This is a genomic window from Stenotrophomonas sp. 78350_Sma (genome assembly GCF_056482105.1).
This window is the reverse complement of the sequence record NZ_CM151182.1, coordinates 780516-795926: the sequence shown is the minus strand read 5'-3', so window position 1 is coordinate 795926 and position 15411 is coordinate 780516. Positions and strand designations below refer to the sequence as shown.

General features: G+C 67.1%; 16 protein-coding genes. 7 read left to right on the top strand and 9 right to left on the bottom strand.

The genetic code is table 11. The annotated features are described in order from the left end of the window. Positions 1–79 precede the first annotated feature (79 nt). The 7 genes from lptD to ACZK4H_RS03455 are packed head-to-tail and all read left to right on the top strand — an operon-like array spanning position 80 to position 7784. Entirely contained in the window at positions 80–2581 is a 2502-nt protein-coding gene (gene lptD / locus ACZK4H_RS03485; protein WP_099552764.1) for an LPS-assembly protein LptD, read from the top strand. Then, the gene (locus ACZK4H_RS03480) at positions 2578–3921 is read left to right on the top strand and encodes a peptidylprolyl isomerase (RefSeq protein WP_099552754.1); all 1344 of its coding nucleotides are present in this window, start codon (positions 2578–2580) and stop codon (positions 3919–3921) included. The genes lptD and ACZK4H_RS03480 overlap by 4 nt, the downstream gene beginning before the upstream one ends. A gap of 3 nt (positions 3922–3924) precedes the next feature. Beyond that, positions 3925–4905, top strand: coding sequence for a 4-hydroxythreonine-4-phosphate dehydrogenase PdxA (gene pdxA / locus ACZK4H_RS03475; protein WP_099603827.1), 981 nt, complete (start codon positions 3925–3927; stop codon positions 4903–4905). Beyond that, the gene (rsmA, locus tag ACZK4H_RS03470; protein WP_099552756.1) at positions 4902–5705 is read left to right on the top strand and encodes a 16S rRNA (adenine(1518)-N(6)/adenine(1519)-N(6))-dimethyltransferase RsmA; all 804 of its coding nucleotides are present in this window, start codon (positions 4902–4904) and stop codon (positions 5703–5705) included. Before pdxA ends, rsmA begins: the two co-directional genes overlap by 4 nt. A gap of 13 nt (positions 5706–5718) precedes the next feature. Continuing rightward, positions 5719–6102, top strand: a complete 384-nt coding sequence (gene apaG, locus ACZK4H_RS03465; protein WP_005412297.1) for a Co2+/Mg2+ efflux protein ApaG — start codon at positions 5719–5721, stop codon at positions 6100–6102. A gap of 15 nt (positions 6103–6117) precedes the next feature. Further along, positions 6118–7143: a symmetrical bis(5'-nucleosyl)-tetraphosphatase gene (locus ACZK4H_RS03460; RefSeq protein WP_099552757.1), complete on the top strand. Its 1026-nt coding sequence runs from the start codon at positions 6118–6120 to the stop codon at positions 7141–7143. Beyond that, positions 7140–7784: a DUF1287 domain-containing protein gene (locus tag ACZK4H_RS03455; RefSeq protein ID WP_099552758.1), complete on the top strand. Its 645-nt coding sequence runs from the start codon at positions 7140–7142 to the stop codon at positions 7782–7784. The genes ACZK4H_RS03460 and ACZK4H_RS03455 overlap by 4 nt, the downstream gene beginning before the upstream one ends. A 100-nt stretch (positions 7785–7884) precedes the next feature. Here the strand turns inward: ACZK4H_RS03455 and ACZK4H_RS03450 are convergent, their stop codons facing one another. The 9 genes from ACZK4H_RS03450 to ACZK4H_RS03410 form a co-directional block, all read right to left on the bottom strand. After that, positions 7885–8376, bottom strand: coding sequence for a dihydrofolate reductase (locus ACZK4H_RS03450; RefSeq protein ID WP_099552765.1), 492 nt, complete (start codon positions 8374–8376; stop codon positions 7885–7887). A 5-nt stretch (positions 8377–8381) separates the two neighbouring features. Beyond that, the gene (locus ACZK4H_RS03445; RefSeq protein ID WP_012479193.1) at positions 8382–9176 is read right to left on the bottom strand and encodes a thymidylate synthase; all 795 of its coding nucleotides are present in this window, start codon (positions 9174–9176) and stop codon (positions 8382–8384) included. After that, positions 9173–10060, bottom strand: coding sequence for a prolipoprotein diacylglyceryl transferase (lgt, locus tag ACZK4H_RS03440; protein WP_099552759.1), 888 nt, complete (start codon positions 10058–10060; stop codon positions 9173–9175). Before lgt ends, ACZK4H_RS03445 begins: the two co-directional genes overlap by 4 nt. Positions 10061–10111: 51 nt before the next feature. Continuing rightward, the gene (locus ACZK4H_RS03435) at positions 10112–10606 is read right to left on the bottom strand and encodes a TPM domain-containing protein (RefSeq protein ID WP_099552760.1); all 495 of its coding nucleotides are present in this window, start codon (positions 10604–10606) and stop codon (positions 10112–10114) included. After that, a complete protein-coding gene (locus ACZK4H_RS03430; protein WP_197577880.1) occupies positions 10606–11490 on the bottom strand; it encodes a TPM domain-containing protein in 885 nt (294 codons plus the stop codon). The genes ACZK4H_RS03435 and ACZK4H_RS03430 overlap by 1 nt, the downstream gene beginning before the upstream one ends. A gap of 3 nt (positions 11491–11493) precedes the next feature. Next, complete coding sequence (locus ACZK4H_RS03425; protein WP_099555261.1) at positions 11494–12114, bottom strand: LemA family protein; 621 nt, start codon at positions 12112–12114, stop codon at positions 11494–11496. Between the two features lie 538 nt (positions 12115–12652). Then, positions 12653–13813, bottom strand: coding sequence for an MFS transporter (locus ACZK4H_RS03420; RefSeq protein ID WP_099553688.1), 1161 nt, complete (start codon positions 13811–13813; stop codon positions 12653–12655). 225 nt (positions 13814–14038) lie between these two features. Next, a complete protein-coding gene (locus ACZK4H_RS03415; RefSeq protein ID WP_072167878.1) occupies positions 14039–14788 on the bottom strand; it encodes a TerC family protein in 750 nt (249 codons plus the stop codon). Positions 14789–14817: 29 nt separating this feature from the next. Beyond that, entirely contained in the window at positions 14818–15213 is a 396-nt protein-coding gene (locus ACZK4H_RS03410) for a diacylglycerol kinase (protein WP_099553686.1), read from the bottom strand. Between the last annotated feature and the right edge of the window lie 198 nt (positions 15214–15411).

The following is a 15411-nucleotide window of genomic DNA, read 5'->3' as shown; positions in this document are numbered from 1 at the left end:
GCAACCTCCGGCGCCCTTCATTGCCCCTATGCAAGGGATGGGGCAAGCTACCGTCCGTTTTCGCCCGAATCCGAACCGCGTGCGCCGAGCCCTCCGCCTGCTTCCCCTGCCTCTGAGCATCGCCATCAGCCTGCCGGTGATGGCCGATGAAAAGCCGCTCAACTGGGGCCTGTGCCCGGCCACCGACGTCATCCCCGCGTTCACCGACGCCCCGACCCCGGTCCCCGGCCAGGACAAGGCCAGCGCCGCCGCCGCGCGCGAGCAGCAGCCGACCGACATCGAGGGTGACCAGCTGCTGGGCACCACCACCGTGCCGCAGTACGAAGGCAACGTGGCGCTGCGCCGCGGCGACCAGTTCGTCGGTACCGACAAGCTGAGCTTCGATACCGAGACCGGCAACTACATCGCCGACGGCAATGTGCGCTACCAGGACGGGTCGATCCGGATGGTCGCCAAGCGTGCCGAGGGCAACCAGGAAAGCGACACCCACAAGATCACCGACATCCAGTACCAGCTGGTGTCGCGCCGCGGCAACGGCGATGCCGAATCGGTCGACCTGCAGGGTGCGGTCGGCCAGATGCACCGCTCCACCTACACCACCTGCGACCCCTCGCAGCCGGTGTGGAAGCTGTCGGCACCGCAGATCGAAGTGGACAACGACGAGGGCTTCGGCACCGCGCGCAACGCCGTGCTGCGCATCGGCAAGGTGCCGGTGCTGTGGGCGCCGTACTTCAAGTTCCCGATCGATGACCGCCGCAAGACCGGCCTGCTGTTCCCGCAGCTGGGCATGTCCGGGCGCAACGGCTTCGACTACGCCCAGCCGATCTACTTCAACCTGGCGCCGAACTACGACGACACGCTGACCCCGCGCTACATGAGCCGGCGCGGCCTGCTGCTCGACAACGAGTTCCGCTACCTCTACAACGGCGGCCGCGGCGAGGTGTTGACCTCGTTCATGCCCAACGACCGCCTGCGCGACCGTGACCGCGGCCGGGTGATGTTCAGCGGCTACCACAACGTGGACAGCCACTGGCAGGCCCGTGCCAACCTGGCCTGGGTCAGCGACGAGCGCTATGTCGAGGATTTCGCCAACCGCCTGGTGGGGGTGACCGCCTCCAACCTGCAGAGCACGGTGGGCCTGTATGGCACCGGCACGAACTGGACGGCCGGCATCATGGCCGACCGCTGGCAGCTGACCGACTACACCCTCGACGAGCGCGCCCTGCCCTACAACCGCCAGCCGCGCCTGTACTTCAACTGGGACAAGCCGGTCCGCTCATGGCTGGAAACCGGCATCTACGCCGAAGCCGTGCGCTTCACCCACGACGACATCAACTTCAAGAACGCCGTCGGCACCGGCGAGGATCTGCAGTACACGCGGACGGGCCAACAGCTCACCTCCGGCGTTGGTGTCAGCGGTGGTTCGCGACTGGACGTGAAGCCGTATGTGTCGTTCCCGATCAGCGGCGCAGCCTGGTATGTGACCCCGACCCTGGCCTACCGCTACACCGCCTACCAGCTGGATCGCGGCCTGGTCGACGGGGTCAACGGCATCCAGGCCCAGATCCTGCGCTCGCAGGGCATCGACCCGGCCACGGCCACGCCCGAGCAGCTGCGCGGCAATACCTCGCCCAGCCGCAGCCTGCCGATCGGCAGCATTGACGCCGGTCTGTTCTTCGACCGCGAGACCCGCATCGGCGGCAAGTCGTTCCTGCAGACCCTGGAGCCGCGCCTGTTCTACCTGCGCGCGCCGTACCGCAACCAGGACGAGCTGCCGATCTTCGATACGCGTGACTTCACCTTCAGCTGGGGCCAGCTGTTCCGCGATTCGCGCTATACCGGCGCCGACCGCCAGAACGATGCCAACCAGCTGACCCTGGCGCTGAGCACCCGCTTCATCGACCAGAGCACCGGCAAGGAGCGCTTCTCGGCCTCGATCGGCCAGATCCAGTACTTCGATGAGTCGCGGGTGACCGTCACCCCCGGCGGTGAGCCGGTGGAAAAGGGCAAGTCGGCCTGGATCGCCGACGGCAACTACATGATCAACGACCGCTGGACCCTGGGCGCCACCTACCAGTGGGACCCGAAGTACAAGCGCGAGGATCTGGCCAGCGTCCGTGCCCGCTACCTGATGCCCAACGACGGCGTGGTCAATCTGAGCTACCGCTACCGCATCAATGCCGGTGCCCTGCCGGGTGCCAACAAGCATGACCGCACCCTGCTGGAGCAGGCCGACCTGTCGTTCCTGTACCCGCTGAATGCGCGCTGGAGCCTGGTCGGCCGCTATTACTACTCGCTGCAGGACAAGGAGCCGCTGGAAATCATCGGCGGCGTCCAGTGGGACAGCTGCTGCCTGGCCGTGCGTGTGGTCGGCCGCCGCTATGTCCGCAATCGCGAAGGCGAGATGAACAACTCCATCCAGGTGGAGTTCGTCCTGAAGGGCCTGAGCTCCATCGGCCAGGACACGGACCGCACTCTGCGCCGTGCTATCCTCGGCTACAACCGCGACGACCTCTATCTCGTGCCGCCCAGCAACACCGGAGCGACCCGCGATGACTACGATCCGAATCTGATCCCATGACCAAGCGCTTCCCCGTTCTACTCGCCTCGCTGCTGGCGGTGTCCAGCGTGTCCGCCCCCCTGCAGGTGCTTGCCCAGGAGGCGCAGCCGCTCGACCGCATCGCCGCCGTCGTCGATGAGGACGTGATCCTGCAGAGCGAACTCCAGCGTGCGATCGCCAACATCAAGGCGCAGTACGCCGGCCGGGAAAACCAGCTGCCGCCGGAAGACGTGCTCAGCCGCCAGGTGCTCGAGCGCCTGGTGCTGGTCAAGCTGCAGGTGGCCCGCGCCCAGGGCAGCGGCATCCGTGTCGGCGACCAGGAGCTGAACCAGGCGATGAACTCCATCGCCCAGCAGAACGGTTCGAACCTGGATGCCCTGCGCCAGCGCCTGGCGCACGACGGCATCGATTTCAACGATTTCCGCGCCTCGGTGCGTGATGAGATCACCGTGCAGCGCCTGCGCCAGAGCTTCGCGCAGAGCCGCATCAGCGTCAGCGAGGGCGAGGTCGATGCCGCGCTGAAGCAGCAGGCCACTGCCGGCAACCAGTATCACCTGGCACACATCCTGGTCGCGCTGCCGGACGGCGCCAACGCCGACCAGATCGCCACCGGCCAGAAGAAGGCCGACGGTGTGAAGGCGCTGCTGGACAAGGGCGAACTGGACTTCAACGCGGCCGCCGTGCGCTATTCGGACAGCCCCAACGCGCTGGAAGGCGGCGACCTGGGCTGGCGCAGCCTGGATGAGATCCCGCAGGCGTTCGCGCAGATGATGGAAAAGATGAAGCCCGGCGAAGTGGTCGGCCCCATCCGCGGCCCCAGCGGCTTCCAGCTGCTGAAGCTGGTGGAAGTGCGCGATGCCAGTGCCGCTGCCGGCGCCAGCACCGTCACCGAGTACCACGGTCGCCACATCCTGGTGCGCGTGGACGATCATCAGACCGACGCGGCCGCCAAAGCCAAGATCGATACCCTGCGTGCCCGCATCGCTGGCGGCGCGGACTTCGAGACCGTGGCCAAGGAGTCCTCCGAGGACAACAACAGCAAGGGCCAGGGCGGCGATCTGGGCTGGTTCCCGGCCGATGCATTCGGTCCGGCCTTTGGCCAGCAGGTGGCCGGTATCCAGGACGGCGGCGTCAGCCAGCCGTTCCGCACTGATGCCGGTTGGCACATCCTGCAGCGCGTGGCCACTCGCCAGACCGACGTGACCAACGACAACCAGCGTGCCCAGGTCCGCGAGACCATTGGCCGCCGCAAGCTGGAAGACGAGTACAACCGCTTCCTGCAGGAACTGCGTGGCGAAGCCTACGTCAGCTTCCGCAGCGGTGACCGTGCGGAAAACACCGCCACGCCGCCGCAGTCCTGATCGATGCGCCCCGAGCTCGCTCTGGTACCGGGCGAGCCCGCCGGGATCGGCCCGGAGCTGTGTGTCCGCCTCGTCCAGCAGCCGCGTGAAGATTGCCGGCTGCTGGCCTTCGCCGACCCGGATACCCTGCGCGCGGCTGCGGCCGCGCTGAACCTGCCCCTGCAACTGCTGCCCGAGGACGCCGAAGCACGCGTCCCCGGCGATCTGCGTGTGCGCGTTGTGGCCAATGCCGCCCAGAGCCACTTCGGCCAGGCCAACCCGGCCAATGCCGGGGCGGTCATCGGCGCCCTGCTGGGTGCCGGCCAGGCCTGCCTGTCCGGCGAACTACACGGCGTGGTCACCGGCCCGGTGCACAAGGCGGTCATCAACGAAGGCGGCATCGCCTACAGCGGCACCACCGAACTGCTGGCCGACCAGGCCGGCGTGAAGGTGGTGATGATGCTGGCCAACCCCATCGTGCGCGTGGCCCTGGCCACCACCCACCTGCCGTTGCGCGAAGTGGCCGACGCGATCACCGCGCCCCGCCTGGAACACACCCTGCGCACCCTGCATGCCGCGCTGCGGCGCGAGTTCGGCCTGCCTGCACCCCGCATCGCCGTGCTCGGCCTGAACCCGCACGCCGGCGAAGACGGCCATCTGGGCCGCGAAGAGCTGGACCTGATCATTCCCCTGATGCAGCGCCTGCGCACAGAGGGCATGGACCTGATCGGGCCGCTGCCGGCCGATACCGCGTTCCTGCCGGCCAAGCTGGCCGGCTTCGACAGTGTGCTGGCGATGTACCACGACCAGGGCCTGCCGGTGCTGAAGTACTCGGGCTTCGAGCAGGCGGTGAACCTGACCCTGGGCCTGCCCTACCCACGCGTAGCAGTGGACCATGGCACCGCGCTGGACCTGGCCGGCCGCGGCATTGCCGATCCTTCGAGCCTGCAGGCGGCAACGACGTTGTGTGCGCAGCTTGCGCGGCAACGTACACTGAGCGCATGAATTCCCCGCATTCCCCCTCCGGCCCGGTGTTCACCGCCCCGGCCAAGAAGCAGCTTGGCCAGCATTTCCTGGCCGATCGCCACTACATCGACAAGATCGTGATGGCGGTCAACCCGAAAGACGGTGACCGCCTGGTCGAGATCGGTCCCGGCCAGGGCGCTATCACCCTGCCGCTGCTGCGCGTGCATCCGAAGCTGACGGTGATCGAGTTCGACCGCGACCTGATCGCGCCGCTGACCGCCGCCGCCGAACCGCTGGGCGAACTGACCATCGTCCACCGCGACGTGCTGCGGGTGGACTTCACCGAGCTGGCCGATGGCCAGCCGATCCGCCTGGTCGGCAACCTGCCCTACAACATCTCCTCGCCGATCCTGTTCCATGCACTGGAGCACGCCGCGGTGATCCGCGACATGCATTTCATGCTGCAGAAGGAAGTGGTCGACCGCATGGCGGCCGGCCCCGGCAGCAAGGTGTACGGCCGGCTCAGCGTGATGCTGCAGGCCTACTGCCAGGTGACCTCGCTGTTCGTGGTGCCGCCGGGCGCATTCCGGCCGCCGCCGAAGGTCGATTCGGCCGTGGTGCGGCTGGTGCCGCGCGACCCGGCAACGATCAACATCCTCGATCACAAGCGCTTCGCCGACGTGGTCAAGGCTGCCTTCGGCCAGCGCCGCAAGACCCTGCGCAACGCCTTGAACAACGTGGTCTCCGCCGAGCAGTTCGTTGCCGCCGGCGTGCGTCCCGATGCCCGTGCCGAGCAGCTGGACGTGGCCGAATTCATCGCCTTGGCCAATGCCTCCTGATTACACTGCCGGTATGGAAGACGCTGACGTTTATGCCATCTCCGTCGAAGTCGCACCGCGCTTCCTCGACGATCAATCCGCGCCGGAAGACGGGCGCTATGCGTTCGCCTACACGATCCGCATCCACAACCAGGGACGTGTTGCCGCGCGCCTGGTCGCACGCCACTGGCGCATCACCGATGCCAACGGCCGCGTCGAGCATGTCGATGGCGACGGGGTGATCGGCGAGCAGCCGCGCCTGCGCCCCGGTGAAGACTTCCATTACACGTCCGGTGTCATGCTGGGGACCGATCACGGGACCATGCAGGGCCACTACGACATGGTCGCCGACGACGGCACCGAATTTGCCGCGCCGGTCGCACCTTTCGTGCTGGCCATCCCGCGTACCCTGCACTGACACGGAGGCCGAACGATGAGTGTGTGGGCGATCGGCGACCTGCAGGGCTGCTATGACGTCACCCAGCGACTGCTGGAGAAGATCCGCTTCGACCCGGCGCAGGACACCCTGTGGTTCTGCGGCGACCTGGTCAACCGCGGTGGCCAGTCACTGGAAACACTGCGGTTGGTCCACTCGCTGCGCGAGCACAGCGTGGTGGTGCTGGGCAACCACGACCTTTCGCTGCTGGCCGTCGGTGCGCGCACCGAAGAGGAACAGCGCAAGGTCAACCCGGACCTGCTGCGCATCGTGCAGGCCGAGGACCGCGACGAACTGCTGGACTGGCTGCGCCTGCAGAAGCTGGTGCACGTGGACCGCGAGCTGGGCTGGATGATGGTGCACGCCGGCCTGGCGCCGAAGTGGACCACGCAGATGGCCGAGAAGCACGCGGCCGAAGTCGAGGCACAGCTGCACGGCGCCGGCTACCGCAAGTTGTTCCGCAACATGTACGGCGACAAGCCGAGCTGGGCACCGAACCTGTCCGGCTACGACCGCTCGCGCGCGATCATCAACGTGCTCACCCGCATGCGCTACTGCACCCCGCGTGGGCGCATCGGCATCGAGGACAAGGGCACGCCGGGCACGCAGGAACAGGGGCTGTATCCCTGGTTCGAGGTGCCGGGCCGGGTCGAGCGTGACCTCAAGGTCGTCTGCGGCCACTGGTCGGCGCTGGGCCTGACCATCACCCAGGGCGTGCACGCCATCGACACTGGCGCGGTGTGGGGCGGCAAGCTCACCGCGATCCAGCTCGATACCGATGAACTGCGCGTGGTGCAGGTGCCGGGCCGCGATGTACCTGCCCCTGTGCCCAACGCCCGCCCGCCAGCGCGGCCGGCGCACGAGCGCCCGGCTGCACCGGCGCAGGGCAAGGAACAGGGCGGCGGCAACGCTCCGGCCGCCAACCCGGGCAACCGCGGCCCGCGCCGTCGCCGCCGCCGTGGTGGCGGTAGTGGTGGTGGCTCTGCGGGCCCCGGCAACAACAGTCCCCCGCCGCAGGCATGACGCGGCGCGGCTGGGCACCATGGATGGTGCTGCTGACGCTGGCCCTGGCCAGCGGCTGCCAGCCCACTTCGGCCCCTGCCCCCAGCGGTGGCGGAAACGCCGACCACACGCCAACGCAACCGCAGGCGCCATCGCCGCCACTGGTGGCTGCAGCGCGCGCGCAGATCGGTGTCACCACCCGCTACGACCCTGCCTATCAGGTGCTGGCCTATCCCGGCGGAGACGTCCCGGTTGATCGCGGCGTGTGCACCGACGTAGTGGTGCGCGCCCTGCGCAGCCAGGGCCTGGACCTGCAGGCGCGCGTGCATGAAGACATGCGCGGCAACTTCAGTGCCTATCCGGCGATCTGGGGCCTGTCACGGCCGGATCGCAACATCGATCATCGCCGCGTGCCGAACCTGATGCGCTGGTTTGAACGGCAGGGGTGGCAGCAGCCGATCACCGCCGCCGCCGACGACTACGCAGCCGGCGACATCGTTGCATGGAAGCTCAACGGCAACGGCCTGCTGCATGTGGGCATCGTCTCCGACCGGCGGCTGGCCAATGGCACGCCGTTGGTACTGCACAACATCGCGCGCGGCACGCGCGAAGAGAACCTGCTGTTCCAGCACGCGATCATCGGCCATTACCGGATGCCCTGAACGTTGCAACGGCCGGTTCTGTAGAGCCGAGCCATGCTCGGCTACGCCATGTGTCCACCAACAGCAGCCGAGCATGGCTCGGCTCTACAGGAAACCGCCCTCAGCGGCGCACGTAGTGCACGAAGCGGAACGCATACGCGTGGCGCTCATCGGCCGGGTGCGGCTCGCTGCTCACTTCCTGCCAGTCCTGCGCATCCACCTCGGGGAAGTGGGTATCGGCCGGGACTTCGGTATCCACCCAGGTCAGGTACAGATCACTGGCCTGGTCGAGCAGCTGACGGAAGATCTCGCCGCCGCCGATGATGCACAGCTCGCTGGCACCCTCGACTTCGGCAATCGCCTTGGCTTCGTCCAGCGACGCCACCGCGCGCATGCCCTCGAATGGCACCTGGCCGCTGCGGGTCAGCACCAGGTTGGTCCGCCCCGGCAGCACGCGGCCGATCGACTCGGCGGTCTTGCGCCCCATCAAGATCGGCTTGCCCAGGGTGAGCGCCTTGAAGTGCTTGAAGTCGTCCGGCAGGTGCCAGGGCATGGCATTGCCCTGGCCGATGCCACGGTTGCGGTCCAACGCCACGATCATCGAGAGCTTCATCGCACTCATACCGCCACCGGCGCCTTGATCGCCGGGTGCGGGTCATATCCATCGATGCGGATATCGTCGAACTGGAAGCCGAACAGGTCGGTCACCTCCGGGTTCAACCACAGCTTCGGCAGCGCGCGCGGTTCACGCGACAGCTGCTCGCGCGCCTGCTCGAAGTGATTCGAATACAGGTGCGCGTCGCCCAGCGTGTGGACGAAATCGCCCACACCCAGGCCGGTGGCCTGCGCCACCATATGGGTCAGCAGCGCATAGCTGGCAATGTTGAACGGCACGCCGAGGAAAATGTCGCCGCTGCGCTGGTACAGCTGGCAGCTGAGCTTGCCGTCCACCACGTAGAACTGGAACAGGTTGTGGCACGGCATCAGCGCCATCTGCGAGAGCTCGCCCACGTTCCAGGCGCTGACTACCAGCCGGCGCGAATCGGGGTTGCGCTTGATCTCGTCCACCAGCCACTGCATCTGGTCGATCTCGCGACCATCGGCGGTGGCCCAGCTGCGCCACTGCTTGCCGTACACCGGGCCGAGATCGCCGTTCTCGTCGGCCCACTCGTCCCAGATGCGTACCTGGTTGTCCTTCAGGTAGCCGATGTTGGTGTCGCCCTTCAGGAACCACAGCAGTTCGTGGATGATCGAACGCAGGTGCAGTTTCTTGGTGGTGACCAGCGGGAAGCCGTCGGCCAGGTTGAAACGCATCTGCCAGCCGAACACGCTGCGGGTGCCGGTACCGGTGCGGTCGCTTTTCTCGGCGCCGTGTTCCAGCACGTGCGAGAGCAGGTCCAGGTAAGCCTTCATGCCTTGCCCTCGGCAGCCACCGGCAGCTGCGGCTGCAGTACCGGCGCGCGGCGCGACATCACCAGCAGCACCAGGCCGAAGGCGATCAACGGCAGGCTGAGGATCTGGCCACGGGTCAGCCAGTCGAAGGCCACGTAGACGCCATTGTCGGGCATGCGCACGAACTCCACCGCGAAACGGAACAGGCCGTACAGCAGCGCGAACAGGCCACCCACCAGATAGCGATGGCGCGGCTTGGCCGACACCGTCCACAGCACCACGAACATCACCAGGCCTTCCAGAAAGGCTTCATACAGCTGCGACGGATGGCGCGCGAACTGGTTCAGCGCGCCGGTGGCGAACTGCGCCTGCAAGGTGGCGTGGTCGAGCTGGTTCAGCGGTGCCGGCAGGCCGGACGGGAACACCACGCCCCAGCTGCCGTCGGTGTACTTGCCCCACAGCTCGGCGCCGATGAAGTTGCCGATGCGTCCGAAGCCCAGGCCCAGCGGCACCAGCGGCGCCATGAAATCCATGGTGTCGAAGAAATGCAGCTTGTGCTTGCGCGACCACCACCAGCAGGCGGCAATCACGCCCAGCAGGCCGCCGTGGAAACTCATGCCGCCATCCCACACCTTGAACAGCAGCAGCGGGTTGTGCAGGAAATCGCCCAGCGCGTAGAACAGCATGTAGCCGATGCGCCCGCCCAGCACCACGCCGAGCATTGCGTAGAACAGCAGGTCGGAGAAACCATTGGCATCCACGCCCGGCAGGCGGCCGGCGGCGATGCGCTTGCGGCCCAGCAGCCAGGCCGCGGTGAAGCCCAGCAGGTACATGATGCCGTACCAATGCACCTTGATCGGCCCCAGCGAGAGGGCGATGGGGTCGATGTCGTGGAAATAGATCATGGAAGGTGCCTTGCGGTTGAACGCCTATTCTCGGGCCAGTGCCGCCCCGGCTCAACCAAGGAGCTGGGGCGAGTTCGGCAACGCGTCATCGTTCGACCGCGTCGAGGCCGGAAAGTGCCCTTCGATCAGGCTCGAGACCTCGTCGATGGCATCCTGCAGCGCTTCCACCGGATTGGGCCCGCGCAGGCCCTCGCGCAGGTGGGTGCAGACCCGCTGCCACTGCGCCGGGCTGACCCGACCCTGCAGGCCACGGTCGGCAACGATCTCGATGGCGTGGTCAGCCAACAAGAGGTAGATCAGTACACCATTGTTGTGGGTGGTATCCCAGGCGCGCAGGCGGGCAAAGGCATGTTCGGCAGCCTGGCGCGGTGTGACCTTGTGCCACAGCGCCGCCAGCGGCAGGTCCGCTTCCACCGCGAACATCACCTGCCCACCGTGGCGCTGCTCACCGGCCGCGATGGCCTCGGTGATCGCCTGCAGCGTGGCCGGCGGGAACGCGCGCCGTACCGACGGTGAAAACACATGACGACACAGTCGTTGGATCATCACCAGCCCCCCGAAGCACCGCCACCGCCGGAGCGGCCACCACCACCGCCCCAACCGCCGCCGCCGAATCCACCACCGCCACCGAAGCCGCCTCCGCCGCCCCAGCTGCCACCGCCCCAGCCGCCGCCTCCGGCAAAGCGGCCCGGGTGACCGGAGAGCATGGCAACGATCAGGCCCACGACGCCTGCCAGGCCACTGGCCAGCAGCGTGGACGTGAACAGGAACGCCGCCAGTGCTGCACCAGCACCGCCGAGCAGGCCACGCAGCGGTCGCGGCACCCGCGAGAACACGCCGCGCAGGATGCTGCCGGCGAACACGCCGATGAACAGCGCCAGGAACCAGGTATCGCCGCCACCGCTGGGCTCACGCCCGCGATGGCCACTGACCGGTGCCGGCAGCGTTTCGCCGTCGATCAGCTTGACCAGCACCGCCGTGGCGTCGGTGATGCCACCGGCGTAGTCGCCGCTGCGGAAGCGCGGCACCAGGTATTCCTGGATGACGCGGTTGGCGATGGCATCGGGAATTGCGCCTTCCAGGCCGTAGCCCGGCTCGATGCGCACGCGCCTGTCTTCCTTGGCCACCACCAGCAGCACGCCATCATCCACACCCTTGCGGCCGATCTGCCACTGGTCGAAGACGCGCGTGGTGTACTGCGCGATGTCTTCCGGCTGGGTCGTGGGCACCACCAGCACCTGCAGCTGGCTGCCCTTGCGTTGCTGCAGCTCGATCGCCTGCTGCACCAGCGCCTGCTTCTGCGCGGCGTCCAGCGTGCCGGTGGTATCCACCACGGGCGAATCCAGCGCCGGAATCGGCGCCAGCTGCTGCGCCTGCGACGCCAGCGGCAGCCACAGCAGCAGGGCCAGCAGCGCAGTGGCCAGGCGCATCGGTCAGTGGCCCGGCTGCGGTGCCGGCTGCTGCTGCGGCGCGTTGCCGAAATCGACCGCCGGCGCGTTGGAGATCTGCGCCTCGTTCTCCACCGTGAAGTTCGGCTTGGTCTTGTAGCCGAAGAGCTTGGCGGTGATCACCTGCGGGAACGAGCGGATGTAGGTGTTGTAGTCCTGCACCTGCTGGATGTAACGGCCGCGGGCGACGGTGACCCGGTTCTCGGTACCTTCCAGCTGCGCCTGCAGGTCGCGGAAGTTCTGGTTGGACTTCAGCTCCGGGTAGTTCTCGGTGACCACCAGCAGCCGCGACAGCGCGCTGCCAAGTTCGCCCTGGGCCTGCTGGAACTGCTTGAGCGAGGCTTCGTCATCGGCATTGACGTTGATCTGGCCGACACGCGAACGGGCGTTGGTGACTTCGGTCAGCACGCGCTCTTCCTGGCTGGCGAAGCCCTTCACGGTCTGCACCAGGTTGGGCACCAGGTCGGCGCGGCGCTTGTACTGGTTGATGACCTCCGACCAGCTGGCCTTGACCGCTTCATCCTTCTGCTGGATGGCGTTGTAGCCGCAGCCGGAGAGCAGGGAGGCCAGCAGCATCAGGGGAAGGACACGGGTGAACAGGCGCATGGCGGAGGTTCCGGGTGGACTGGGCACCGAGCATGCCATGGTTCGGGTGAAAGACCGGCCATCGGGCGCCGCCCCCTCCGCGGTGGCCATGCTCATGGATCGCCTGAGTAGTCCGGGCGGGTGGGCATGGCGGGGGACGCCGTGAATCCGTCCCTGGAGGCTTAGCCGCGCCATCCATGGCGCGGATACCCCCGCCACGCCCACCCGCCCGGCCACAGACAATTTCCTGCGCACCGCGGGAAGATCAAAAGAAAAATCAAAAGCAAAAGCCGGTTCTTCAGGCATTCGTGTCGACCAAGGTCGACACCTACCAGAGCAGAGCGCCGTTCCGACCGATCGCGGCAATCTGTCGAAGGCGGGGTGGGTCCGGTTGAGGGGGCGTGAGCCGCATGGATGCGGCGACCGAGCTTACATGGACGTACTTGCAGCGTCCCCCTCAACCGGACCCACCCCGCCAACTCACGGAATGCAGGCTTTTGCCGTTGACGTTGATTGCAGCGGGTGCAGGGCTGCAAGCCCTGCCGGAACCCCACATCACTCAGCAAGCCTCGGCCACCGCAGTGCGAGGACGCCCCAACCATGCCAGCAGCAACCCCGCCGCCGCCAGCAGGCCACCGGCCACCGGAATCGCGGCGTAGCCCAGCCCCGAGCTGATCACCGCACCACCCAGCGCCGCGCCTACGGCATTGCCCAGGTTGAACGCACCCACGTTGATCGACGACGCCAGCCCCGGCGCTTCGCTGGCCGCTTCCATCACCCGGATCTGCAGCGGCGGCACGATGGCGAACGTCGCCGCGCCGAACAGCAGCACACCGAGCGCCGCGGTGGCGTGGCTCATGAAGGCCAGCGGCAGCACGAACATCAGCAGGGCCAGGACTGCCAGCAGGATGCGCGTGGCACCGTCCAGCGACCAGTCGGCCATGCGCCCACCGATGCCATTGCCGAACGTGAAGCCGATACCAATCAGCGCCAGCGACATCGCGATGAAGGCGTTGGAGGCACCGGTCAGTTCGGTCAGCACCGGCGCCACGTAGGTGTAGAGGGTGAACATCGCACCCGCGCCGAGCACCGTGGTGCCCATCGCCAGCAGTACCTGGGGCTGCAGGATGGCCTTCATCTCGCCGCGCACGTCCGGACGCGGGCCCGGTGCCGATGCCGGCAGGGCCAGGCCCAGCGCGGTGATCGCCACCACGCCCAGCACTGCCGTGCCAGCGAAAGACAAGCGCCAGCCCAGCTGCTGGCCGACCCAGGTGGCCAGCGGCACGCCACCGATGTTGGCGATGGTCAGGCCCATGAACATGGTCGCCACGGCGGCGGCCTGCTTTTCCTTTGGTACCAGGCTGGCGGCGACCACCGCACCGATGCCGAAGAAGGCACCGTGATTGAGGCTGGTGACCAGGCGCGACAGCAACAGCAGGCCGTAGTTTGGGGCCAGTGCCGAGAGCAGGTTGCCCACCACGAAGATCGACATCAGCAGCATCAGCGCGGTGCGCTTGCCGAACCGTCCCATCAGCAGGGTCATCACCGGGGCACCCAGCATCACGCCCACGGCGTAGGCGGTGATCAGCATGCCGGCGGTGGGAATGCCCACGCCCACGCCGTCGGCGATGACCGGCAACAGTCCCATCGGCGCAAACTCGGTGGTTCCGATGGCGAAGGCGCCGACGGCAAGCGCCAGCAAGGCGGCTCTGGAATTCATGGGAGGGTTTCCTGGGGGCGGGAATCGGGAGTGCGTAGCCTGCGCGCTTTGCTGTAGCGGATTAAGCCTCGCCCCGGGAAAACACTGTTGATCCTGATTCACAAGTGGAGGCCAGAACCCCGCTACAGGTGCAAAAACCGCAGCCCGTAGCAGAGCCGGGCTCCCACAACGCAGAACCCCCGGCCAGGCCGGGGGTTCTGAGGGACTCACACGCCAGCGGCGCGCTTACCAGTCGCCGGCACCCGGCACGTGGTGTTCGCGTGCGCGGCGGCGCATCAGCAGGTTCAGCCACTCCACCAGCACCGAGAAGCCCATGGCGGCGTAGATGTAAGGCTTGGGAATGTGCACGTCCAGGCCATCCAGGATCAGCACCGCACCGATCAGCAGGATGAAGGCCAGCGCCAGCATCTTCACGGTCGGGTTGGCGTCGATGAAGCGGCCCAGCGGGTTGGCGGCCAGCAGCATCACTGCCACCGACAGCAGGATCGCGGCGACCATCACCGGCACGTGGTCAGCGATGCCGACCGCGGTGATCACCGAGTCCAGCGAGAACACGATGTCGATGACCGCGATCTGCGCGATCACGTAGCCGAACACGGCCGAGGTCTTGGTCGTGCTCGGATCTTCATCCTCGCCACCGGTGATCATTTCCTTGATCTCCATCCAACCCTTGATGATCAGGAACAGGCCACCAACGATCAGCACCAGGTCGCGGATGGAAATGCCCATGCCGGCTACGGTGAACAGGTTCGCCTGCATGTGCGCCAGGTACGCCAGCGATACCAGCAGGCCGATACGGGTGATACAGGCCACTGCGATGCCGAGCCGACGCGCGAACGGGCGGCGGTGCTCTGGCAGCTTGCTGACGGCGATGGAGATGAACACCAGGTTGTCGATGCCGAGCACGATTTCCAGCGCACTCAGCGTGAACAGGGTCAACCAGACATTCGGATCGGCAAGAAACTCAAGGGACATGGGAAGTCTTCAACAAGGGGGAATGGGGATCAGCCGTAAATGCCGGCCATTGCATGCGGGACCACGACCAGCGCCCAGCACAGAAGCACGTTCATCATCAGCACGAAGACCGCCGCCGAGCCCATGTCCTTGGCGCGGCCGGCCAGCTCGTGGATCTCGCTGCCGTAACGTTCGATCACCGCTTCGATGGCCGAGTTGGCCAGTTCCATCGCCAGCACCAGCAGCATCGAGCCGATCAGCAGCGCGCGCTCGACCGGGGTCTGCCCCAGCCAGATCGCGATCGGGGCCAGCAGGATCAGCAGGTAGACCTCCAGCCGGAACGACGATTCGTGCAGCCAGGCGGCGCGCAGGCCCTGCCAGGACCAGCGGGCGGCCTGGAAGATGCGGCGCGGGCCGCGGGGCAGATGGCCGAACTGATCAGCCACGGGGGGAACATCCAGCAACAGGGGCGCGGCGCAGCGACCGCTCAGACGCACGGCAGGGAATCATGGGTGCACAGGGATAGGCAGATGGCTGCCATTTTGCCACAAGGCCGCCAGCCGCATCCCGGCACCGGCCCGGTGAATGGACTGCCAGGGGCAAGCCCCGGGCCGCCCCAGCTTCTATGATGGCTTTCCCCTTCC

Excerpts from the sequence above, each read along its gene's own strand:
- ACZK4H_RS03480 (WP_099552754.1), top strand. The coding sequence starts at position 2,578 with ATGACCAAGCGCTTCCCCGTTCTACTCGCCTCGCTGCTGGCGGTGTCC.
- pdxA (WP_099603827.1), top strand. The coding sequence starts at position 3,925 with ATGCGCCCCGAGCTCGCTCTGGTACCGGGCGAGCCCGCCGGGATCGGC.
- rsmA (WP_099552756.1), top strand. The coding sequence starts at position 4,902 with ATGAATTCCCCGCATTCCCCCTCCGGCCCGGTGTTCACCGCCCCGGCC.
- apaG (WP_005412297.1), top strand. The coding sequence starts at position 5,719 with ATGGAAGACGCTGACGTTTATGCCATCTCCGTCGAAGTCGCACCGCGC.
- ACZK4H_RS03460 (WP_099552757.1), top strand. The coding sequence starts at position 6,118 with ATGAGTGTGTGGGCGATCGGCGACCTGCAGGGCTGCTATGACGTCACC.
- ACZK4H_RS03455 (WP_099552758.1), top strand. The coding sequence starts at position 7,140 with ATGACGCGGCGCGGCTGGGCACCATGGATGGTGCTGCTGACGCTGGCC.
- ACZK4H_RS03450 (WP_099552765.1), bottom strand. The coding sequence starts at position 8,376 with ATGAAGCTCTCGATGATCGTGGCGTTGGACCGCAACCGTGGCATCGGC.
- ACZK4H_RS03445 (WP_012479193.1), bottom strand. The coding sequence starts at position 9,176 with ATGAAGGCTTACCTGGACCTGCTCTCGCACGTGCTGGAACACGGCGCC.
- lgt (WP_099552759.1), bottom strand. The coding sequence starts at position 10,060 with ATGATCTATTTCCACGACATCGACCCCATCGCCCTCTCGCTGGGGCCG.
- ACZK4H_RS03435 (WP_099552760.1), bottom strand. The coding sequence starts at position 10,606 with ATGATCCAACGACTGTGTCGTCATGTGTTTTCACCGTCGGTACGGCGC.
- ACZK4H_RS03430 (WP_197577880.1), bottom strand. The coding sequence starts at position 11,490 with ATGCGCCTGGCCACTGCGCTGCTGGCCCTGCTGCTGTGGCTGCCGCTG.
- ACZK4H_RS03425 (WP_099555261.1), bottom strand. The coding sequence starts at position 12,114 with ATGCGCCTGTTCACCCGTGTCCTTCCCCTGATGCTGCTGGCCTCCCTG.
- ACZK4H_RS03420 (WP_099553688.1), bottom strand. The coding sequence starts at position 13,813 with ATGAATTCCAGAGCCGCCTTGCTGGCGCTTGCCGTCGGCGCCTTCGCC.
- ACZK4H_RS03415 (WP_072167878.1), bottom strand. The coding sequence starts at position 14,788 with ATGTCCCTTGAGTTTCTTGCCGATCCGAATGTCTGGTTGACCCTGTTC.